Origin of the sequence: Streptomyces sp. TRM68416 (assembly GCF_014596915.1) — a bacterium.
Lineage (GTDB): Bacteria > Actinomycetota > Actinomycetes > Streptomycetales > Streptomycetaceae > Streptomyces.
In genome coordinates this window covers 18,660-33,743 of the sequence record NZ_JACVWU010000031.1, presented here as the reverse complement: position 1 = coordinate 33,743, position 15,084 = coordinate 18,660, and the positions used below count along the sequence as shown (strand labels likewise).

Sequence of the window (15,084 nt, the reverse complement as noted above, 5' to 3'; positions counted from 1 at the left end):
GCCTCCTGTTCACCTACGTCCTTCAGGGCACCGCTGCGGGCAGGGGGCGCCACGCCGTGGACCCGGTGATCATCGTCGGAGCGGGGCCCGTCGGGCTCACGCTCGCCCTGGCCCTGGCGCGTCAGGAGGTGCCGTCCGTGGTCCTCGACGAGGGGCCGGGCAAGGACGAACCCCGCCTGGCACGCACGGTCGTGCTGCGGGAGGACACCGCCGCGCTGCTCGAACGCCTGACGGGGTTCTCGGCCGTGGAGGCCGGCTGCCGCTGGGCCGGATGGCGGTCGTTGCGGCGCAAGCAGGTGATGCGTGAGGTCACGTTCGACGACTCCGCGCCCGTCCACATCGCCCAGCACGTGGTGACCGCCGCGCTGCGCGAGGCGCTCGCCGGTGAACGGCTCGTCAGGATCGCCACCGACAGCCGTCTCGACGGCATCGAGCAGGAGCGCTCCGGCGTCACCGCCCACACCCGCGGCCCCAAGGGCACCTGGTGGCGCGGCAGTTATCTGGTCGGCTGCGACGGACCGCGCTCGACCGTGCGCAAGCTCCAGGACATCCGCTTCCCCGGCCGTACGGCTGTCGAACGGCACGCCGTCGCCGCGCTGCGCACCGAACTGCCCCGGCCCGACGAGGCGTTGCTGCACCGGATGCCGCCGTGGCGGACCTCCGGCCCCTCGGCCGGCGAGATCTCCGCCCGCCCGCTGCCGGACGGGGCCTGGCGGCTGGACTGGCTGCTCCCGCCGGGCAAGGACCTGGTCACGCCCGAGCTGCTGGTGGCCCGCGTCCGGGAGACGCTCGCGGGCTGGTCGGGCGGCTCGACACCGCCGTACGAACTCCTCGACACCGGCGTCCACACCGTGCACCACCGGTTGGCCCGGCGCTGGCGGGCCGGGCGGGTGTTCCTCGCCGGGGACGCGGCGCACCTGCTCGGGGCGCTGGGCACGCAGGGGCTCGACGAGGGCTTCCGGGACGCCGACAACCTCGCCTGGAAGCTGGCGCTGGCCTGGCATCACGGGCCGCACGAGGCGCTGCTCGACAGCTACCAGGCGGAGCGGCGGGCGGTGGTCGCGGCCCGGTTGCGCGCAGCGGACCAGGCGCTGCCGCTGCTGCGCGGCGGCAAAGGGCTGCGCAGTTACGTTCCCGGCTCCGGCCGGAACCACGACGCGCTGCTCGCGGAGGGCCACCTGGGGCAGGGGGCGCTGGGTGCGCCGGGGGCGTACGCCGACTCGCCGCTCGCGCCGAAGCACCTGGAGGGTGAGGTCCTCGTCGACACTCCGGTGGGCGCGCCGGTCGCCGACGTCCGGGTCACCGCGGAGGACGGTTCCTTCGTCCGGCTGCGGGAGCGGCTGGGGCGGGGTGCGCTGCTGGTACTGCTGATCGCGCCGGGCACGGGCGTGTGGGACCGCAAGCACTGGGTGACCGCGGGGATCATGCCCCGTCTTGCCGCGGCCGTGACGGCGCTGCCGCACCCGGCGGAGCTGCTGGTCGCCGAGAGCTATCCCGGCGCGCCCGCCCACTCGGTGCTGCTGATCCGGCCCGACGGCCATCTGGTGACGGCGCTGAGCGGGGTGCGTCCGGCCGACCTGTACGCGGCGGCGGAGGCGACGCTGGGCGGGCCGGTGGAGGCTGCCACCACCGTGAGTTGACCGGTCCGGACGGGCGTGGTGTACTCCGCACCGTGACCGACACCTGTGTGCACCTGTGGCGGAAGGTCCATGTGGACCTCGTCCGCTATGCGGGCTGCATGTGTCGACGTTCCTGCTGAATTCGCATCCCTCTCCCTCGCGCGCCGCGACGTGCTGCCGCGCGCTTCCCGCGAACCTTCATCAGGACGGTCCACGTGTCTGCGTCTGTCTCCCCTGCCTCCCCTTCCTCCGTTTCGGCCGCTCCCACGCAGGCCGACCTTCTGGACTTCGTACGGCGTACGGCCGCCGACGCCGAGTTGATCGCCTCGCTGCCGCTCGACCCCGAGGGCCGCACCTGGGTGCGCCTTGAGGGGCCCGGTGGCAGCGAGGCCTGGCTGATCGGCTGGCCGCCCGGCTCGGGCACGGGCTGGCACGACCACGCCGACTCGGTCGGTGCGTTCCTGACCGCGGCCGGCGAACTCAGGGAGAACTCGCTCGCCGCCCGGCTGCCCACGGACGGCTGGAAGACCCTGGAACTCAGCGAGGACGTCGACCGGGAGCGCAGGCTGCCGGCGGGCCGGGGCCGCTCCTTCGGCCGCCACCACGTCCACGAGGTCCTCAACGAGTCCCAGGACCGGCATGCGGTCTCCGTGCACGCCTACTACCCGCCCCTGCCGCGGATCCGCCGTTACAGCCGCACCGGACCCGTGCTGCGCCTGGAGCAGGTCGAACGCCCGGAGGACTGGCAGTGAGGGAACGTCCGGTGGGGATCGACGAGTTGCTGGAGCGCGTCCGCGAGGGCTACACCCGCGTCTCACCGCGGGAGGCCTACGAGGCCGCCCGGGCCGGTGAGGCGCTGCTGGTGGACATCCGCTACGCCGCCCTGCGCGAGCGGGACGGGGTGATCCCCGGCGCCCTGGTCGTCGAACGCAACGAACTGGAGTGGCGGCTCGACCCGCGGGGCAGTCACCGCGCCCCCGAGGCCACCGGTCACGATCTGCGCATGGTGGTGATCTGCAACGAGGGGTACGCCTCCAGCCTGGCGGCGGAGTCCCTGCACCGGCTGGGTCTGCACCGGGCCACCGACCTGGTCGGAGGGTTCCAGGCCTGGCGGGCGGCGGGGTTGCCGGTGACGGGGGGTCAGAGGAGCCCGAAAGGGCCGTAGAGCGGGGCGGTGCCCGCGTGGCTCTGGGTGACCGGGCACGAGGGCACTGCGTGGTGCCGCCGCTGACGAAGCCGAGGCTGGGAGAGCCGTCGCTCCGGCCCTCGTCCGGGCCCGCGCGCCTGAGCCACGCCCTGCTCAGTCCCCGCCCACTCTCCGCTCAGTCCCTGCCCTGGCCCGAGCCCGACGCGTCACCCGCCCAGGGACACACCCCCAGCCCAGTACCTCGCGTCGGCTCAAAACCCCTCGTCCCCGAGGAACTCCGCGTCCTCGCCCTCGGACTCCAGCGCCTGGCGGACCACCCGGAGGGCCATGCCTTCGGGGTAGCCCTTACGGGCGAGCATGCCGGCGAGGCGGCGGATTCTCCTGTCGCGGTCGAGGCCGCGGGTGGCCCGGAGTTTGCGGGCGACGAGTTCGCGCGCGGTCTCCTCCTCCTGCTCGGAGTCGAGCTGCCCGACGGCCGCGTCGATCAGTGAGGAGTCGACGCCCTTGGTCCGCAGCTCCCGGGCGAGTGCGCGGCGGGCCAGCCCTCGCCCGTGGTGCCGGGACTCCACCCAGGCGTCCGCGAAGGCACTGTCGTTGATCAGTCCGACCTCCTCGAACCGCGACAGCACCTCCTCGGCGGCCTCGTCCGGGATCTCCCGCTTGCGCAGGGCGTCCGCGAGCTGTTTGCGCGTGCGCGGAGTCCCGGTGAGCAGGCGCAGGCAGATCGCCCGTGCCCGCTCCACCGGGTCCGCCGGAGGCTCCTCCTTCTCGGCCCTCGACGAGGCGGAGGCGCCTCCGTCCTCACCGAACGGCGCCTCGCGACCGCGCCGACGACGCCCCCGGGCGCCGCCCGCGCCACCGGCCCCGCCGGCTCTCCGGCGCGCACCGCCGGCGAGCCCTTCGGCCCCGAACGCCGGACCACCGCCCGTACGGCTCCCCCCGCCGTACGGTTCGTCCGTGCCCTGGGCCGTGTCATCGCCGTAGCCACCGTCACCGGTGCCGGCCGCGCGCGGCGGCGGTTCCGGGTAGGTGTACTCGGCCCAGTCGGTTCGTCGCGTCACGGGTCAGCTCTTGGCCACCGCGGCCTTGGACTTGGCGGCCTTGGCCGCCGGCGCCGGCACCGTCTTCGCCGCGTCGTCGGCGGCGGCCCCCGCGGCGTCCGCACCCGGTTCGGCGGCCGGCTCCTCCGGACGCACGCCCACGCCCAGCTTCTCCTTGATCTTCTTCTCGATCTCGTTGGCCAGGTCGGGGTTGTCCTTCAGGAAGTTGCGCGCGTTCTCCTTGCCCTGGCCGAGCTGGTCGCCCTCGTACGTGTACCAGGCGCCGGCCTTGCGGACGAAGCCGTGCTCCACGCCCATGTCGATCAGGCCGCCCTCGCGGCTGATGCCGTGGCCGTAGAGGATGTCGAACTCGGCCTGCTTGAAGGGCGGTGCGACCTTGTTCTTGACGACCTTGCAGCGGGTGCGGTTGCCGACCGCCTCCGTGCCGTCCTTCAGGGTCTCGATGCGACGGATGTCGATACGCACCGAGGCGTAGAACTTCAGCGCCCGGCCACCGGTCGTGGTCTCCGGGGAGCCGAACATCACGCCGATCTTCTCGCGGAGCTGGTTGATGAAGATCGCGGTGGTCTTGGACTGGTTGAGCGCGCTGGTGATCTTCCGCAGGGCCTGGCTCATCAGACGGGCCTGGAGGCCCACGTGGCTGTCGCCCATCTCGCCCTCGATCTCCGCGCGCGGGACGAGCGCGGCGACGGAGTCGATGACGATGAGGTCGAGGGCGCCGGAGCGGACCAGCATGTCCACGATCTCCAGGGCCTGCTCGCCGTTGTCGGGCTGGGAGAGGATCAGGTTGTCGATGTCGACGCCGAGCTTCTCCGCGTACTCGGGGTCGAGGGCGTGCTCGGCGTCCACGAAGGCCACCTGGCCGCCGGCCTTCTGCGCGTTCGCCACCGCGTGCAGGGTCAGGGTCGTCTTACCGGAGGACTCCGGCCCGTAGATCTCGACGACACGGCCGCGCGGCAGGCCGCCGACGCCGAGGGCCACGTCGAGCGCGGTCGACCCGGTCGGGATGACCTCGATGGGCTCCTTCGAGCGCTCGCCCATGCGCATGACCGCGCCCTTGCCGAATTGCCGTTCAATCTGTGCGAGAGCGGCGTCCAGGGCCTTCTCGCGGTCGGTTCCTGCCATGGGTTCCACCCGATTTGCTTGAGTCGATCGCTTCACGTCAAAGACGCTAACGCCTGCCACTGACAATGCGCCCCGACGCCCGTCCGGCCTGTGGATAACTAGGGCACTTCTCCACCAGAACCATGGCAAAACACCCACCGAAAGCCTCGCCGGAGCCTCCATGAGAATGGATGTTCGATTTTCGTGTCAAGCGCACCACGCGGCATCCCGAAGACTGCTTTCACATACGACCGAACCAGCCGACGGTGCCCTCAAGGCACCGGTTCACTCACCCGCGGCCGAGCCCTCCGCCACATCGGCACGGGCCCCCGCACCCTCCGCAGGAACCGCCTCGGGCCCCCGCTCCCACAGCCGCCGCACTCGCGCGAACCGCCCCGCACCCGCACCCGCACCGGCTCCCGGCCCCCGGTGCCCGTGGACCCGGGGGTCGTCCGTGACGTCGTAGCGCCTCACGTACGCCCCGAGGAACGCCTGCAGCGTGGCGACGGCCGGGATCGCGATCAGGGCACCCACCGCACCGAGCAGGGCCGTGCCCGCGATGACGGAGCCGAAGGCGACCGCGGGATGCACGTCGACGGTCTTCGCGGTCAGCTTGGGCTGGAGCACATAGTTCTCGAACTGCTGGTAGACCACCACGAAGGCCAGCACCCACAGCGCGTACCAGGGGTCGACCGTGAAGGCGATCAGCATGGGCAGGGCGCCCGCGAGATAGGTGCCGATGGTGGGGATGAACTGCGAGACCAGGCCCACCCAGACGGCGAGCACGGGCGCGTAGGGCACGCCCAGGAACTCCAGCAGGATGTAGTGCGCCACCCCGGAGACGAGCGCCATCAGACCGCGCGAGTACAGATAGCCACCGGTCTTGTTCACCGCGATCTCCCACGCGCGCAGCACCTCCGCCTGCCTGGCGGGCGGCAGCACGGAGCACAGGGCGCGACGCAGCCGCGGACCGTCGGCGGCGAAGTAGAACGAGAACAGCGTGATCGTCAGGAGCTGGAAGAGGCCGCCGATGACCTGGGCGGACACGTCCAGCACTCCCGTGGCACTGTTCTGCACGTAGTTGCGCAGCCAGTCGGAGCGCAGCAGCCCCTCCTGGATGTCGACCCGCTTCAGCTCGGTCTGGAAGTGCGTGTTGATCCAGTTGATGACGGAGTCGAGATACTCCGGGAAGTCCTCGATCATCGTGATGATCTGGCCGGCGAGCATCGAGCCGAGCAGGGTGACGAATCCGGCCGACGCGACCATCACGGCGAGGAAGACCAACGCGGTGGCCAGCCCTCGGCGCATGCCCCGGGCGGCCATCCAGCTGACCGCGGGCTCGATGGCCAGCGCCAGGAAGAACGCGATCAGGACGTTGATCAGCAGCCCGGTGAGCTGGTGGAAGGCCCAGCTGCCCAGCTGGAACGCGCCGACGAGCGCGAGGGCGAGCACCATGGCGCGCGGCAGCCAGCGCGGCATGCGGGCGTTCGGCACGGCGGCGCCGTCGATCGGGGGCCGGTGGGGCGGCGTAGTGCCGCGCGCGGGTGCCTGCTGGGCGAGCTGCCCGGTGTCGTCAGTGGGTGCCACGGAGCAAGTCTCGCCCACCTGGCCGGTCGGCGGCGCCGTCCTGCGATCTTCGTGACCTGTCAGCGCTGTTCCCGTGGCACGTTCATGACGTGGCAGACGACCCGCCACACGTCCTTGGCCTCCCAGCCCGCGTTCAGCGCCTCGTGCACGGTGCGTCCGCCGAGCTCCGACATGACGTGATCGCGCGCGAACGTCTCGGCGTAGCCCGTGCCGAAGTGCTCCGCCATCCGCTCCCAGAAGACCGTCAACCTCATGCCATCAGTATCCCGCCCCTGAGAGTGGGCCCGAGCCGGGACCGCTTGCCGAGAACGCTTTCCGCCCTACGGTCTGACGCATGGCCGAAACAGGAGCTTCCCCACTCCCCCCGACGCCCCCGGCGCACTCCCCGCTCTTCCGCGCCGAGCAGTTCGTGTGGCTCACCGCGCGCGTGCTGGAACAGCGCCTCTTCGCGTACCACTTCCTGCACGGCGGCGCCGATCCGGTGGAGACCGCGCTGGACGCCTACCGCAACGAGGACGGCGGCTACGGCCACGCCCTGGAGCCCGATCTGCGCGGCCCTGTCAGCCAGCCGCTGCACACCGCCCACGCCCTGCGCGTACTGGACGCCGTCGGACGCTGCGGCGGACAACGCGTGGAGCGCGTGTGCCGCTATCTGACCTCGGTCTCCACTCCCGACGGCGCCCTGCCGGCGGTCGATCCCAGCCAGCGCGGCTACCCGGCGGCGCCGTTCATCCCGATCCTGGACGACCCGCCCAGTGAACTACTGGCCACCGGTCCGGTGGTCGGCCTGCTGCACCGCAACGAGGTGTGGCACGCCTGGCTGTTCCGCGCCACGGACTTCTGCTGGCAGGCGGTGGAGTCCCTGGAGGAGTCCCACCCCTACGAGATCGAGGCCGCGGTGGCCTTCCTGGACTCCGCCCCCGACCGCCCGCGCGCGGAGGCGGCCGCCGACCGTCTCGGCCGCCTGGTACGCGAGAACCGCCTCACGGCCCTGGACCCCGGCGACCTCGACGCGTACCCGGTCGCCCCCGGCTACGCCCCCGCCGAGCACCACTTCCCGCACGACTACGCGAAGAACCCGCACTCCCTCGCGCGCGCGTGGTTCACCGACGACGAGATGACGCGCTCGCTGGACTTCCTCGCCGGCGAGCAACAGGAGGACGGCGGCTGGCCGGTCCGCTGGCGCCAGTGGGCCCCGACCACCGCCCTGGAGGCACGCCCCATGGTGACGATCGAGGCCCTGTGCACTCTGCGGTCCTACGGCCGCCCCATCGGCTGAGCCCTCGCCCACCCAGAACCCGCACCCCCGCGGTCACGCCCCCGGCCGCCCGCACCTCCAGAACCAGCTCCCGCCCGGCAGAACGGACAACAGCCCGAGCGCCACAGCTCCCCCGGCGACCGCACGCTCGTCAGCATGGGCGCAAGAAGGGGGCCCGGTCACCACGACCGAGATGAACGGAGCCGCACCCGCGCACGGCGGCAAGGGGACGTGCCGGGGGGTGTCCGCCCGCAGCGGCCGCCGCAAAGAATCGGCACCCCACAAACACCCGGCCCGGCGGACCGAGGACGGACACCCCCCGGCGCGGCCCCGCCCCACAACCGCACCAAAGGCGCTACGCGCACCCCGCACCACCGCAACAGGCCGCCGCAGGCACCGCACCACCACAGACAGCCGCAAGCACCACCCTCGGACGCACCACAGAAGGCATTGTCAGTGCCCCGATGCAGGATGGACGCATGGCCAACTACGCCCACCGAGCCCTGGACGGCTTCTCCCCCGCGACCCGCGGCTGGTTCACGGGTGCCTTCGACGCGCCCACCACGGCCCAGGCCGGCGCATGGCAGGCCATCCGCGAGGGCTCGGACGTCCTGGTGGTCGCCCCCACCGGCTCGGGCAAGACCCTGGCCGCCTTCCTCGCCGCCCTCGACCAGCTCGCCTCCACACCCCCGCCCGCCGACCCCAAGAAGCGCTGCCGCGTCCTGTACGTCTCCCCGCTCAAGGCCCTCGCGGTGGACGTCGAGCGCAACCTCCGCAGCCCCCTGACCGGCATCCGCCAGGAATCCGTACGCCTGGGCCTGCCCGAGCCCGAGGTGAAGGTCGGCATCCGCTCGGGTGACACCCCCGCGGCCGAGCGCCGCGCCCTGTCCACGCGCCCCCCGGACATCCTGATCACCACCCCCGAGTCCCTGTTCCTCATGCTGACGTCGGCCACCCGGGACGCGCTGACCGGCATCGAGACGGTGATCCTGGACGAGGTGCACGCGGTCGCGGGCACCAAGCGCGGCGCCCACCTGGCGCTCACCCTGGAGCGCCTGGACGAGCTCCTGCCGAGGCCGGCCCGCCGCATCGGCCTCTCCGCGACCGTCCGCCCGGTCGACGAGGTGGCCCGCTACCTCTCTCCCCGCCGCAAGGTGGAGATCGTCCAGCCGAAGTCGGGCAAGGAGTTCGACCTCTCCGTGGTGGTCCCCGTCGAGGACCTCGGCGAACTGGGCGGCTCCCCCGTGTCCGAGAGCAGCAACGGCAACGAAGGCGCGGACCGCCCGTCGATCTGGCCGCACGTCGAGGAGCGCATCACCGACCTCGTCCAGTCCCACCGCTCCACGATCGTCTTCGCGAACTCCCGCCGCCTGGCGGAGCGCCTGTGCAACCGCCTGAACGAGATCGCCTACGAGCGGGCGACGGGCGAGCCGCTGGACGAACACCACGCCCCCGCCGAGCTGATGGGCGGTTCGGGCGCCGCTCAGGGCGCTCCCCAGGTCATCGCCCGCGCCCACCACGGCTCGGTCTCCAAGGAGCAGCGCGCACTCGTCGAGGAGGATCTCAAGGCGGGCCGCCTCCCCGCCGTCGTGGCCACCTCCAGCCTCGAACTGGGCATCGACATGGGCGCGGTGGACCTCGTGGTCCAGGTCGAGTCCCCGCCCTCGGTGGCTTCGGGCCTCCAACGCGTGGGCCGCGCCGGACACCAGGTGGGCGCGGTCTCCACCGGCGTGGTCTTCCCGAAGTACCGGGGCGACCTCGTCCAGGCGGCCGTGGTCACCGAGCGCATGCGCACCGGGGCCATCGAATCCCTGCGCATCCCCGCCAACCCCCTGGACGTGCTGGCCCAGCAGCTGGTGGCCATGACGGCGATGGACACCTGGCAGTTCGACGACCTCCTGGCCGCCGTACGCCGGGCGGCGCCCTTCGCCTCCCTCCCCGAATCCGCGTTCACGGCGGTCCTCGACATGCTCGCCGGCCGCTACCCCTCCGACGCCTTCGCGGAGCTGCGCCCGCGCGTGGTGTGGGACCGGGTCGCGGGCACGATCACGGGCCGCCCCGGAGCGCAGCGCCTCGCCGTCACCTCCGGGGGCACGATCCCCGACCGCGGCCTGTTCGGGGTCTTCCTCGCCGGTTCCGACCCCAAGAAGGGCGGCGGCCGGGTCGGCGAACTCGACGAGGAGATGGTCTACGAGTCCCGGGTCGGCGACGTGTTCACGCTCGGCACCAGCTCCTGGCGCATCGAGGACATCACCCGCGACCGCGTCCTGGTCTCCCCCGCTCCGGGAGTCCCCGGCAGGCTGCCCTTCTGGAAGGGCGACCAACTGGGCCGCCCGCTCGAACTGGGCCGCGCGGTGGGCGCGTTCCTGCGCGAGGTCGGTTCGCTCACCCAGGAGGACGCCCGTCTGCGCCTGCTCGCCGCGGGCCTGGACGCCTGGGCCGCGGACAACGTCCTGTCCTACCTGGACGAACAGCGCGAGGCCTGCGGCCACATCCCGGACGACCGCACCATCGTCGTGGAGCGCTTCCGGGACGAGCTCGGCGACTGGCGGGTCGTCGTGCACTCCCCCTTCGGTGCTCAGGTGCACGCCCCGTGGGCGCTCGCGCTCGGCGCCCGCCTCTCCGAGCGGTACGGCATGGACGCGCAGGTCATGCACGCCGACGACGGCATCGTCCTGCGGCTGCCCGACGCCGACCTGATGAGCCTGGACCTGCTCGACCGGGAACCGGCGAAAGCCGGCACGGAGTACGACGCGGACCAGGCCCCCGTCGGAGCGGCCGACGTCGTCTTCGACAAGGGCGACGTCGACCAGATCGTCACCGACCAGGTGGGCGGCTCGGCCCTGTTCGCCTCCCGCTTCCGCGAGTGCGCGGCCCGCGCCCTGCTGCTGCCGCGCCGCAACCCCGGCAAGCGCACCCCGCTGTGGCAGCAGCGCCAGCGGGCCGCCCAACTGCTTCAGGTGGCGAGCGAGTTCGGCTCGTTCCCGATCGTCCTGGAGGCGGTCCGCGAATGCCTCCAGGACGTCTTCGACGTCCCCGGGCTCACCGAGCTCATGGGCGATCTGGAGTCCCGCAAGGTGCGCCTGGTCGAGGTCACCACCCCCGAGCCGTCCCCCTTCGCCCGCTCCCTCCTGTTCGGATACGTCGCCCAGTTCCTCTACGAGGGCGACTCCCCGCTCGCCGAACGCCGCGCCGCGGCCCTGTCCCTCGACTCCCGGCTGCTGGCCGAACTGCTCGGCCAGGCGGAACTGCGCGAGCTGCTGGACGCCGAGGTCCTGACCGAGCTGGAACGAGAACTCCAGTGGCTCACCGAGGACCGCCGGGTCAAGGACCCGGAGGCCGTGGCGGACATCCTCCGCCTGCTCGGCCCGCTGACCGACGCCGAGCTGGCCGAGCGGGGCGCCGAACCGCAGTGGGCCCGGGAGCTGGCCGCCGCCCGCCGCACCATCCGGGTCCGGATCGCCGGCGTCGACCACTGGGCGGCGATCGAGGACGCGGGCCGCCTGCGCGACGCCCTCGGCACCGCACTGCCGGTCGGTGTCCCGGAGGCCTTCACGGAACCGGTGAAGGACCCCCTGGGCGACCTCCTCGCGCGCTACGCCCGCACCCACGGCCCGTTCACGTCGGTCACGGCGGCGGCCCGCTTCGGCCTCGGCGTCGCCGTCACCGAGGGGGCGCTCCAGCGGCTGACCGCGTCGGGCAGGGTCGTCCAGGGCGAGTTCCATCCGGCCGGCATCGGCCAGGAGTGGTGCGACGCGGCCGTCCTGCGCCGACTGCGCCGCCGATCCCTCGCCGCCCTGCGCCATGAGCTCGAACCGGTGCCCCCGGCCGCCCTCGCCCAGTTCCTGCCCCAGTGGCAGCACATCGGCAAGGGCCACGGACTGCGCGGCATCGACGGGCTCGTGCGCGCCGTCGAGCAGTTGCAGGGCGCCTCGGTGCCCGCGTCCGCCCTGGAGAAGCTCGTCCTGCCGTCCCGTGTCGCGGGCTACACGCCCGCCATGCTCGACGAGCTCACCGCGGCCGGAGAGGTGGTGTGGGCCGGAGCCGGTTCCCTGCCTGGCAAGGACGGTTGGGTCTCCCTCTACATGGCGGACGCCGCTCCCCTGCTGCTGCCCCCGCCCCACCCCCTGGAACTGACCCCGCTCCACCAGTCCGTCCTGAACGCGCTGTCCGGCGGCTACGGCCTGTTCTTCCGGCAGATCGCCGACCAGGTCCGCGCGACCACGCACCCGGAGGCCACCGACCCGCAGCTCGCCGACGCCGTCTGGGACCTGGCCTGGTCGGGCCGGCTGACGAACGACACCCTGGCCCCCCTGCGCTCCCTGCTCGGCTCGGGCCGCACCGCGGGCTCCACGGCCCACCGCGCCAAGCGCACCGTCCCGCGCGGGCGCTACGGCTCCCTCACGGCCGCCGCCCGCTCCGCCTCGCGCACGGGCCCGCCGACGGTCGCCGGCCGCTGGTCGCTGCTCCCTGCGCACGAGACCGACCCCACCGTCCGCGCCCACGCCCTGGCCCGCACCCTCCTCGACCGGCACGGCGTGGTGACGCGGGGAGCGGTCTCCGCGGAGGGCGTCGAGGGCGGCTTCTCGGCGACGTACCGCATCCTGTCCGTGTTCGAGGAGAGCGGCCAGGCCAGGCGCGGTTATGTGGTGGAGGGCCTGGGGGCCGCCCAGTTCGCGATGGACGGCGCGGTGGACCGGCTGCGCGCGGTGGCGAACGCCCGGGACCGCGGCGAGAGCCTCCCGGCCCCCTCCGACGACCCCTTCGCGAACACGCGCGTCTTCGATCCCTTCGACCCGGCCGAAAACTGGTCCCCCTCGCCCGCACCCCACACCCCCACCAGGCCCGACGAGTACATCTCCCCGCGCGACCACGCGCCCGCCCCCCACGACCCCACCCACCCCGCCGGCCGCCGGCCACGCCCCACCCCCGACTCCCGAGCCGTGGTGCTCGCCGCCGCCGACCCCGCGAACGCGTACGGCGCCGCCCTGCCCTGGCCCGAGCCGCCGACCGGCGCCGGACACAAGCCGGGCCGCAAGGCTGGCTCGCTGGTGGTCCTGGTCGACGGCGAGCTGACCCTCTACATGGAGCGCGGCGGCAAGACGCTGCTGGCCTGGCCCACCGCGACCGACGACACCCCCGCCGACGACCCCCGCCTGTCGGCAGCCGCCGAAGCACTCGCGGCGGCCGCACGCGCGGGTTCCCTCGGCACGGTCACGGTCGAACGCGTCAACGGCGCCTCGGCCCTGACCTCCCCCATCGGCACCCTTCTGGAAGCGGCGGGATTCATCGCCACCCCACGCGGACTACGCCTACGCGCCTGACCCAGGCCCTCCGAGGCCCGTGCCTCCCCCTGCCCCGCACCAGCCCCCGTGCCACCCTTGACCCATGCCCGAAGGAGACACGGTCTGGCAGGCCGCGCAGCGCCTGCACGGCGCCCTCGCCGGCAAGGTGCTGACCGGCAGCGACCTGCGGGTGCCCAAGTACGCCACGGCCGACCTCGCGGGCCGCACGGTCCTGGACGTCACCCCGCGGGGCAAGCATCTCCTCGCCCGCGTCGAGGGCGGCCTGACCCTCCACTCCCACCTCGGCATGGAAGGCTCCTGGAAGATCTACGCCGCCCGCCGGCGCTGGACCGGTGGCCCCACCCACCAGATCCGCGCCGTCCTCTCCACCGCCGACCGCACAGCCGTCGGCTACCGCCTCCCCGTCCTCGAACTCCTGCGCACCAGCGAGGAATCCAGAGCCGTCGGCCACCTCGGCCCCGACCTCCTGGGCCCGGACTGGGACCCCGAACTGGCCCTCGCGAACCTGCTCAAGGACCCCGCCCGCCCCCTCGGCGAGGCCCTCCTCGACCAGCGCAACCTCGCCGGCATCGGCAACATCTACAAGAGCGAGCTCTGCTTCCTGCTCGGGGTCACCCCCTGGCTCCCGGCCGGCGCCCTCCCGTCCGACCGCGCAGCGAAGCTCCCCGTACTGGCCAAGAAGCTCCTGGAGGCCAACCGGGACCGCCCGGTCCGCAGCACCACGGGCCGCCGGGGCCAGGACCTGTTCGTCTACGGCCGCGCACCCCGCCCCTGCCTGCGCTGCCGCACCCCGATCCGCGCCGCCGACCAGGGCGACGGCTCCCGCGAGCGCCCCACGTACTGGTGCCCCACCTGCCAGACCGGCCCGGCCCCCTCGCGCAGAAGCTCACACCACTCCGCCAATTGACGATCCGTCAGAAACTCTCGTACGGTCCCTCCATGGCCGTCAGCGCGTACGACCTCAGCGGACGCACCGCATTCGTCACCGGCGCGGCGAGCGGCATCGGCCGCGCCTCGGCCGTCCTCCTCGCCGAGGCGGGCGCCACCGTGCACTGCGCGGACCGCGACGCACAGGGCCTGCACGAGACGGCGACCCTGATCAAGGACCGGGGCGGCGCCGCCCGCACCCACCCCCTCGACGTCACGGACCGCGTCCAGCTCCAGCAGGCGGTCGAAAGCTGCGGCACCCTGCACGTATTGGCCGCCGTCGCCGGGATCATGCACAGCAGCCCCGTCCTGGAGACTCGTGACGAGGACCTCGACCGCGTCCTGAGCGTCAACTTCAAGGGCGTGCTCTACGCCTGCCAGGCGGCCGCCCGCCTGATGCTCGCCCGGCGTGTGAGGGGCAGCATCGTCACCATGGCCTCGGGCGCCGTGGACACCGGCGGCCCGGGCCTGCTCTGCTACGGCGCCGCCAAGGCAGCCGTGGTCCAGCTGACGAAGACCCTGGCGGCCGAGGTCGGCCGCCACGGCATCCGCGTCAACGCGGTCGCGCCGGGCTGGATCCGCACCCCCATGACCGACCGCCACGGCGAGGCGCAGGCGCGGACCGAGGCGCTCATGGCCCGTATGTCACCCCTGGGCCGGGTCGGCGAACCGGAGGACGTCGCCCACGCCGTACTGCATCTGGCCAGCGACGCCTCGGCCTTCACGACAGGTCAGATCCTGCGTCCGAACGGCGGTGTGGCGATGCCGTGGTGACCCCGGCCGCCCGCCAGGCCTGTCCCCACCGCCCCTCGGCCAGGGCACCCGCCGCCCGCGCCTTGGGCACGCAGTGCACCGGCAGCAGGCTCAGCCCCCAGCCGCCGGCGGCAACCGCCCCCTCCAGCACCCCCGCGTCCGGCGCCACCGCGAGCCGCAGCACGGCCCACCACCACACCGCCCCGCACGCGAGAGCAGCCCCCCAGCGCACTATCCGCCCCGCCATGGCCCACCTCCTCCGGCCCGATGAGCCTGACGCGCCCGGCGAGCGCGATGCGCCCGATGCGCCCGAGACGCCCAA

The 15,084-nt window shown here is 73.2% G+C and carries 13 protein-coding genes; 8 read left to right on the top strand and 5 right to left on the bottom strand.

The window, feature by feature from the left end:
* Positions 1-56 precede the first annotated feature (56 nt).
* The 4 genes from ICC28_RS35175 to ICC28_RS35165 all read left to right on the top strand — a co-directional run bounded on the left by ICC28_RS35175 (position 57) and on the right by ICC28_RS35165 (position 2,784).
* Complete coding sequence (locus ICC28_RS35175; protein ID WP_188292877.1) at positions 57-1,640, top strand: FAD-dependent monooxygenase; 1,584 nt, start codon at positions 57-59, stop codon at positions 1,638-1,640.
* Between the two features lie 32 nt (positions 1,641-1,672).
* Positions 1,673-1,759, top strand: a complete 87-nt coding sequence (locus ICC28_RS41610; RefSeq protein ID WP_349239932.1) for a putative leader peptide — start codon at positions 1,673-1,675, stop codon at positions 1,757-1,759.
* Positions 1,760-1,834: 75 nt separating this feature from the next.
* Positions 1,835-2,371 (top strand): cysteine dioxygenase, encoded by a 537-nt coding sequence (locus ICC28_RS35170; RefSeq protein ID WP_188292876.1) that lies wholly within the window; start codon positions 1,835-1,837, stop codon positions 2,369-2,371.
* On the top strand, positions 2,362-2,784 hold the full coding sequence (locus ICC28_RS35165; RefSeq protein ID WP_188292927.1) for a rhodanese-like domain-containing protein: 423 nt from the start codon (positions 2,362-2,364) through the stop codon (positions 2,782-2,784). Before ICC28_RS35170 ends, ICC28_RS35165 begins: the two co-directional genes overlap by 10 nt.
* A gap of 233 nt (positions 2,785-3,017) precedes the next feature.
* On the opposite strand, the gene recX is transcribed toward ICC28_RS35165, so the two are convergent.
* The 4 genes from recX to ICC28_RS35145 form a co-directional block, all read right to left on the bottom strand.
* Positions 3,018-3,827 carry a recombination regulator RecX gene (gene recX, locus ICC28_RS35160; protein WP_188292875.1) on the bottom strand — a complete coding sequence of 270 codons (810 nt, stop codon included), beginning with the start codon at positions 3,825-3,827 and terminating at the stop codon, positions 3,018-3,020.
* 3 nt (positions 3,828-3,830) lie between these two features.
* Complete coding sequence (gene recA, locus ICC28_RS35155; RefSeq protein WP_188292874.1) at positions 3,831-4,952, bottom strand: recombinase RecA; 1,122 nt, start codon at positions 4,950-4,952, stop codon at positions 3,831-3,833.
* A gap of 264 nt (positions 4,953-5,216) precedes the next feature.
* On the bottom strand, positions 5,217-6,518 hold the full coding sequence (locus ICC28_RS35150) for an AI-2E family transporter (RefSeq protein ID WP_188292873.1): 1,302 nt from the start codon (positions 6,516-6,518) through the stop codon (positions 5,217-5,219).
* 59 nt (positions 6,519-6,577) lie between these two features.
* Positions 6,578-6,772: a DUF3046 domain-containing protein gene (locus ICC28_RS35145; RefSeq protein ID WP_188292872.1), complete on the bottom strand. Its 195-nt coding sequence runs from the start codon at positions 6,770-6,772 to the stop codon at positions 6,578-6,580.
* An 80-nt stretch (positions 6,773-6,852) separates the two neighbouring features.
* Between ICC28_RS35145 and ICC28_RS35140 the strand changes: the two genes are divergently transcribed.
* From ICC28_RS35140 to ICC28_RS35125, 4 genes are all read left to right on the top strand, one after another.
* On the top strand, positions 6,853-7,797 hold the full coding sequence (locus ICC28_RS35140; protein WP_188292871.1) for a hypothetical protein: 945 nt from the start codon (positions 6,853-6,855) through the stop codon (positions 7,795-7,797).
* Positions 7,798-8,255: 458 nt separating this feature from the next.
* Positions 8,256-13,100: an ATP-dependent helicase gene (locus ICC28_RS35135; RefSeq protein ID WP_188292870.1), complete on the top strand. Its 4,845-nt coding sequence runs from the start codon at positions 8,256-8,258 to the stop codon at positions 13,098-13,100.
* A gap of 64 nt (positions 13,101-13,164) precedes the next feature.
* Positions 13,165-13,989, top strand: a complete 825-nt coding sequence (locus tag ICC28_RS35130) for an Fpg/Nei family DNA glycosylase (RefSeq protein WP_188292869.1) — start codon at positions 13,165-13,167, stop codon at positions 13,987-13,989.
* 32 nt (positions 13,990-14,021) lie between these two features.
* The gene (locus tag ICC28_RS35125) at positions 14,022-14,783 is read left to right on the top strand and encodes an SDR family NAD(P)-dependent oxidoreductase (RefSeq protein WP_188292868.1); all 762 of its coding nucleotides are present in this window, start codon (positions 14,022-14,024) and stop codon (positions 14,781-14,783) included.
* On the opposite strand, the gene ICC28_RS35120 is transcribed toward ICC28_RS35125, so the two are convergent.
* Positions 14,731-15,009 (bottom strand): hypothetical protein, encoded by a 279-nt coding sequence (locus tag ICC28_RS35120; protein WP_188292867.1) that lies wholly within the window; start codon positions 15,007-15,009, stop codon positions 14,731-14,733. The two genes, ICC28_RS35125 and ICC28_RS35120, sit on opposite strands and share 53 nt — an antisense overlap.
* Positions 15,010-15,084: the final 75 nt, after the last annotated feature.

What these genes read in the sequence shown, in the direction of transcription:
- recA (WP_188292874.1), bottom strand. Translation starts at nt 4,952, where the DNA reads ATGGCAGGAACCGACCGCGAGAAGGCCCTGGACGCCGCTCTCGCACAG.
- ICC28_RS35145 (WP_188292872.1), bottom strand. Translation starts at nt 6,772, where the DNA reads ATGAGGTTGACGGTCTTCTGGGAGCGGATGGCGGAGCACTTCGGCACG.
- ICC28_RS35140 (WP_188292871.1), top strand. Translation starts at nt 6,853, where the DNA reads ATGGCCGAAACAGGAGCTTCCCCACTCCCCCCGACGCCCCCGGCGCAC.
- ICC28_RS35135 (WP_188292870.1), top strand. Translation starts at nt 8,256, where the DNA reads ATGGCCAACTACGCCCACCGAGCCCTGGACGGCTTCTCCCCCGCGACC.
- ICC28_RS35130 (WP_188292869.1), top strand. Translation starts at nt 13,165, where the DNA reads ATGCCCGAAGGAGACACGGTCTGGCAGGCCGCGCAGCGCCTGCACGGC.
- ICC28_RS35125 (WP_188292868.1), top strand. Translation starts at nt 14,022, where the DNA reads ATGGCCGTCAGCGCGTACGACCTCAGCGGACGCACCGCATTCGTCACC.
- ICC28_RS35120 (WP_188292867.1), bottom strand. Translation starts at nt 15,009, where the DNA reads ATGGCGGGGCGGATAGTGCGCTGGGGGGCTGCTCTCGCGTGCGGGGCG.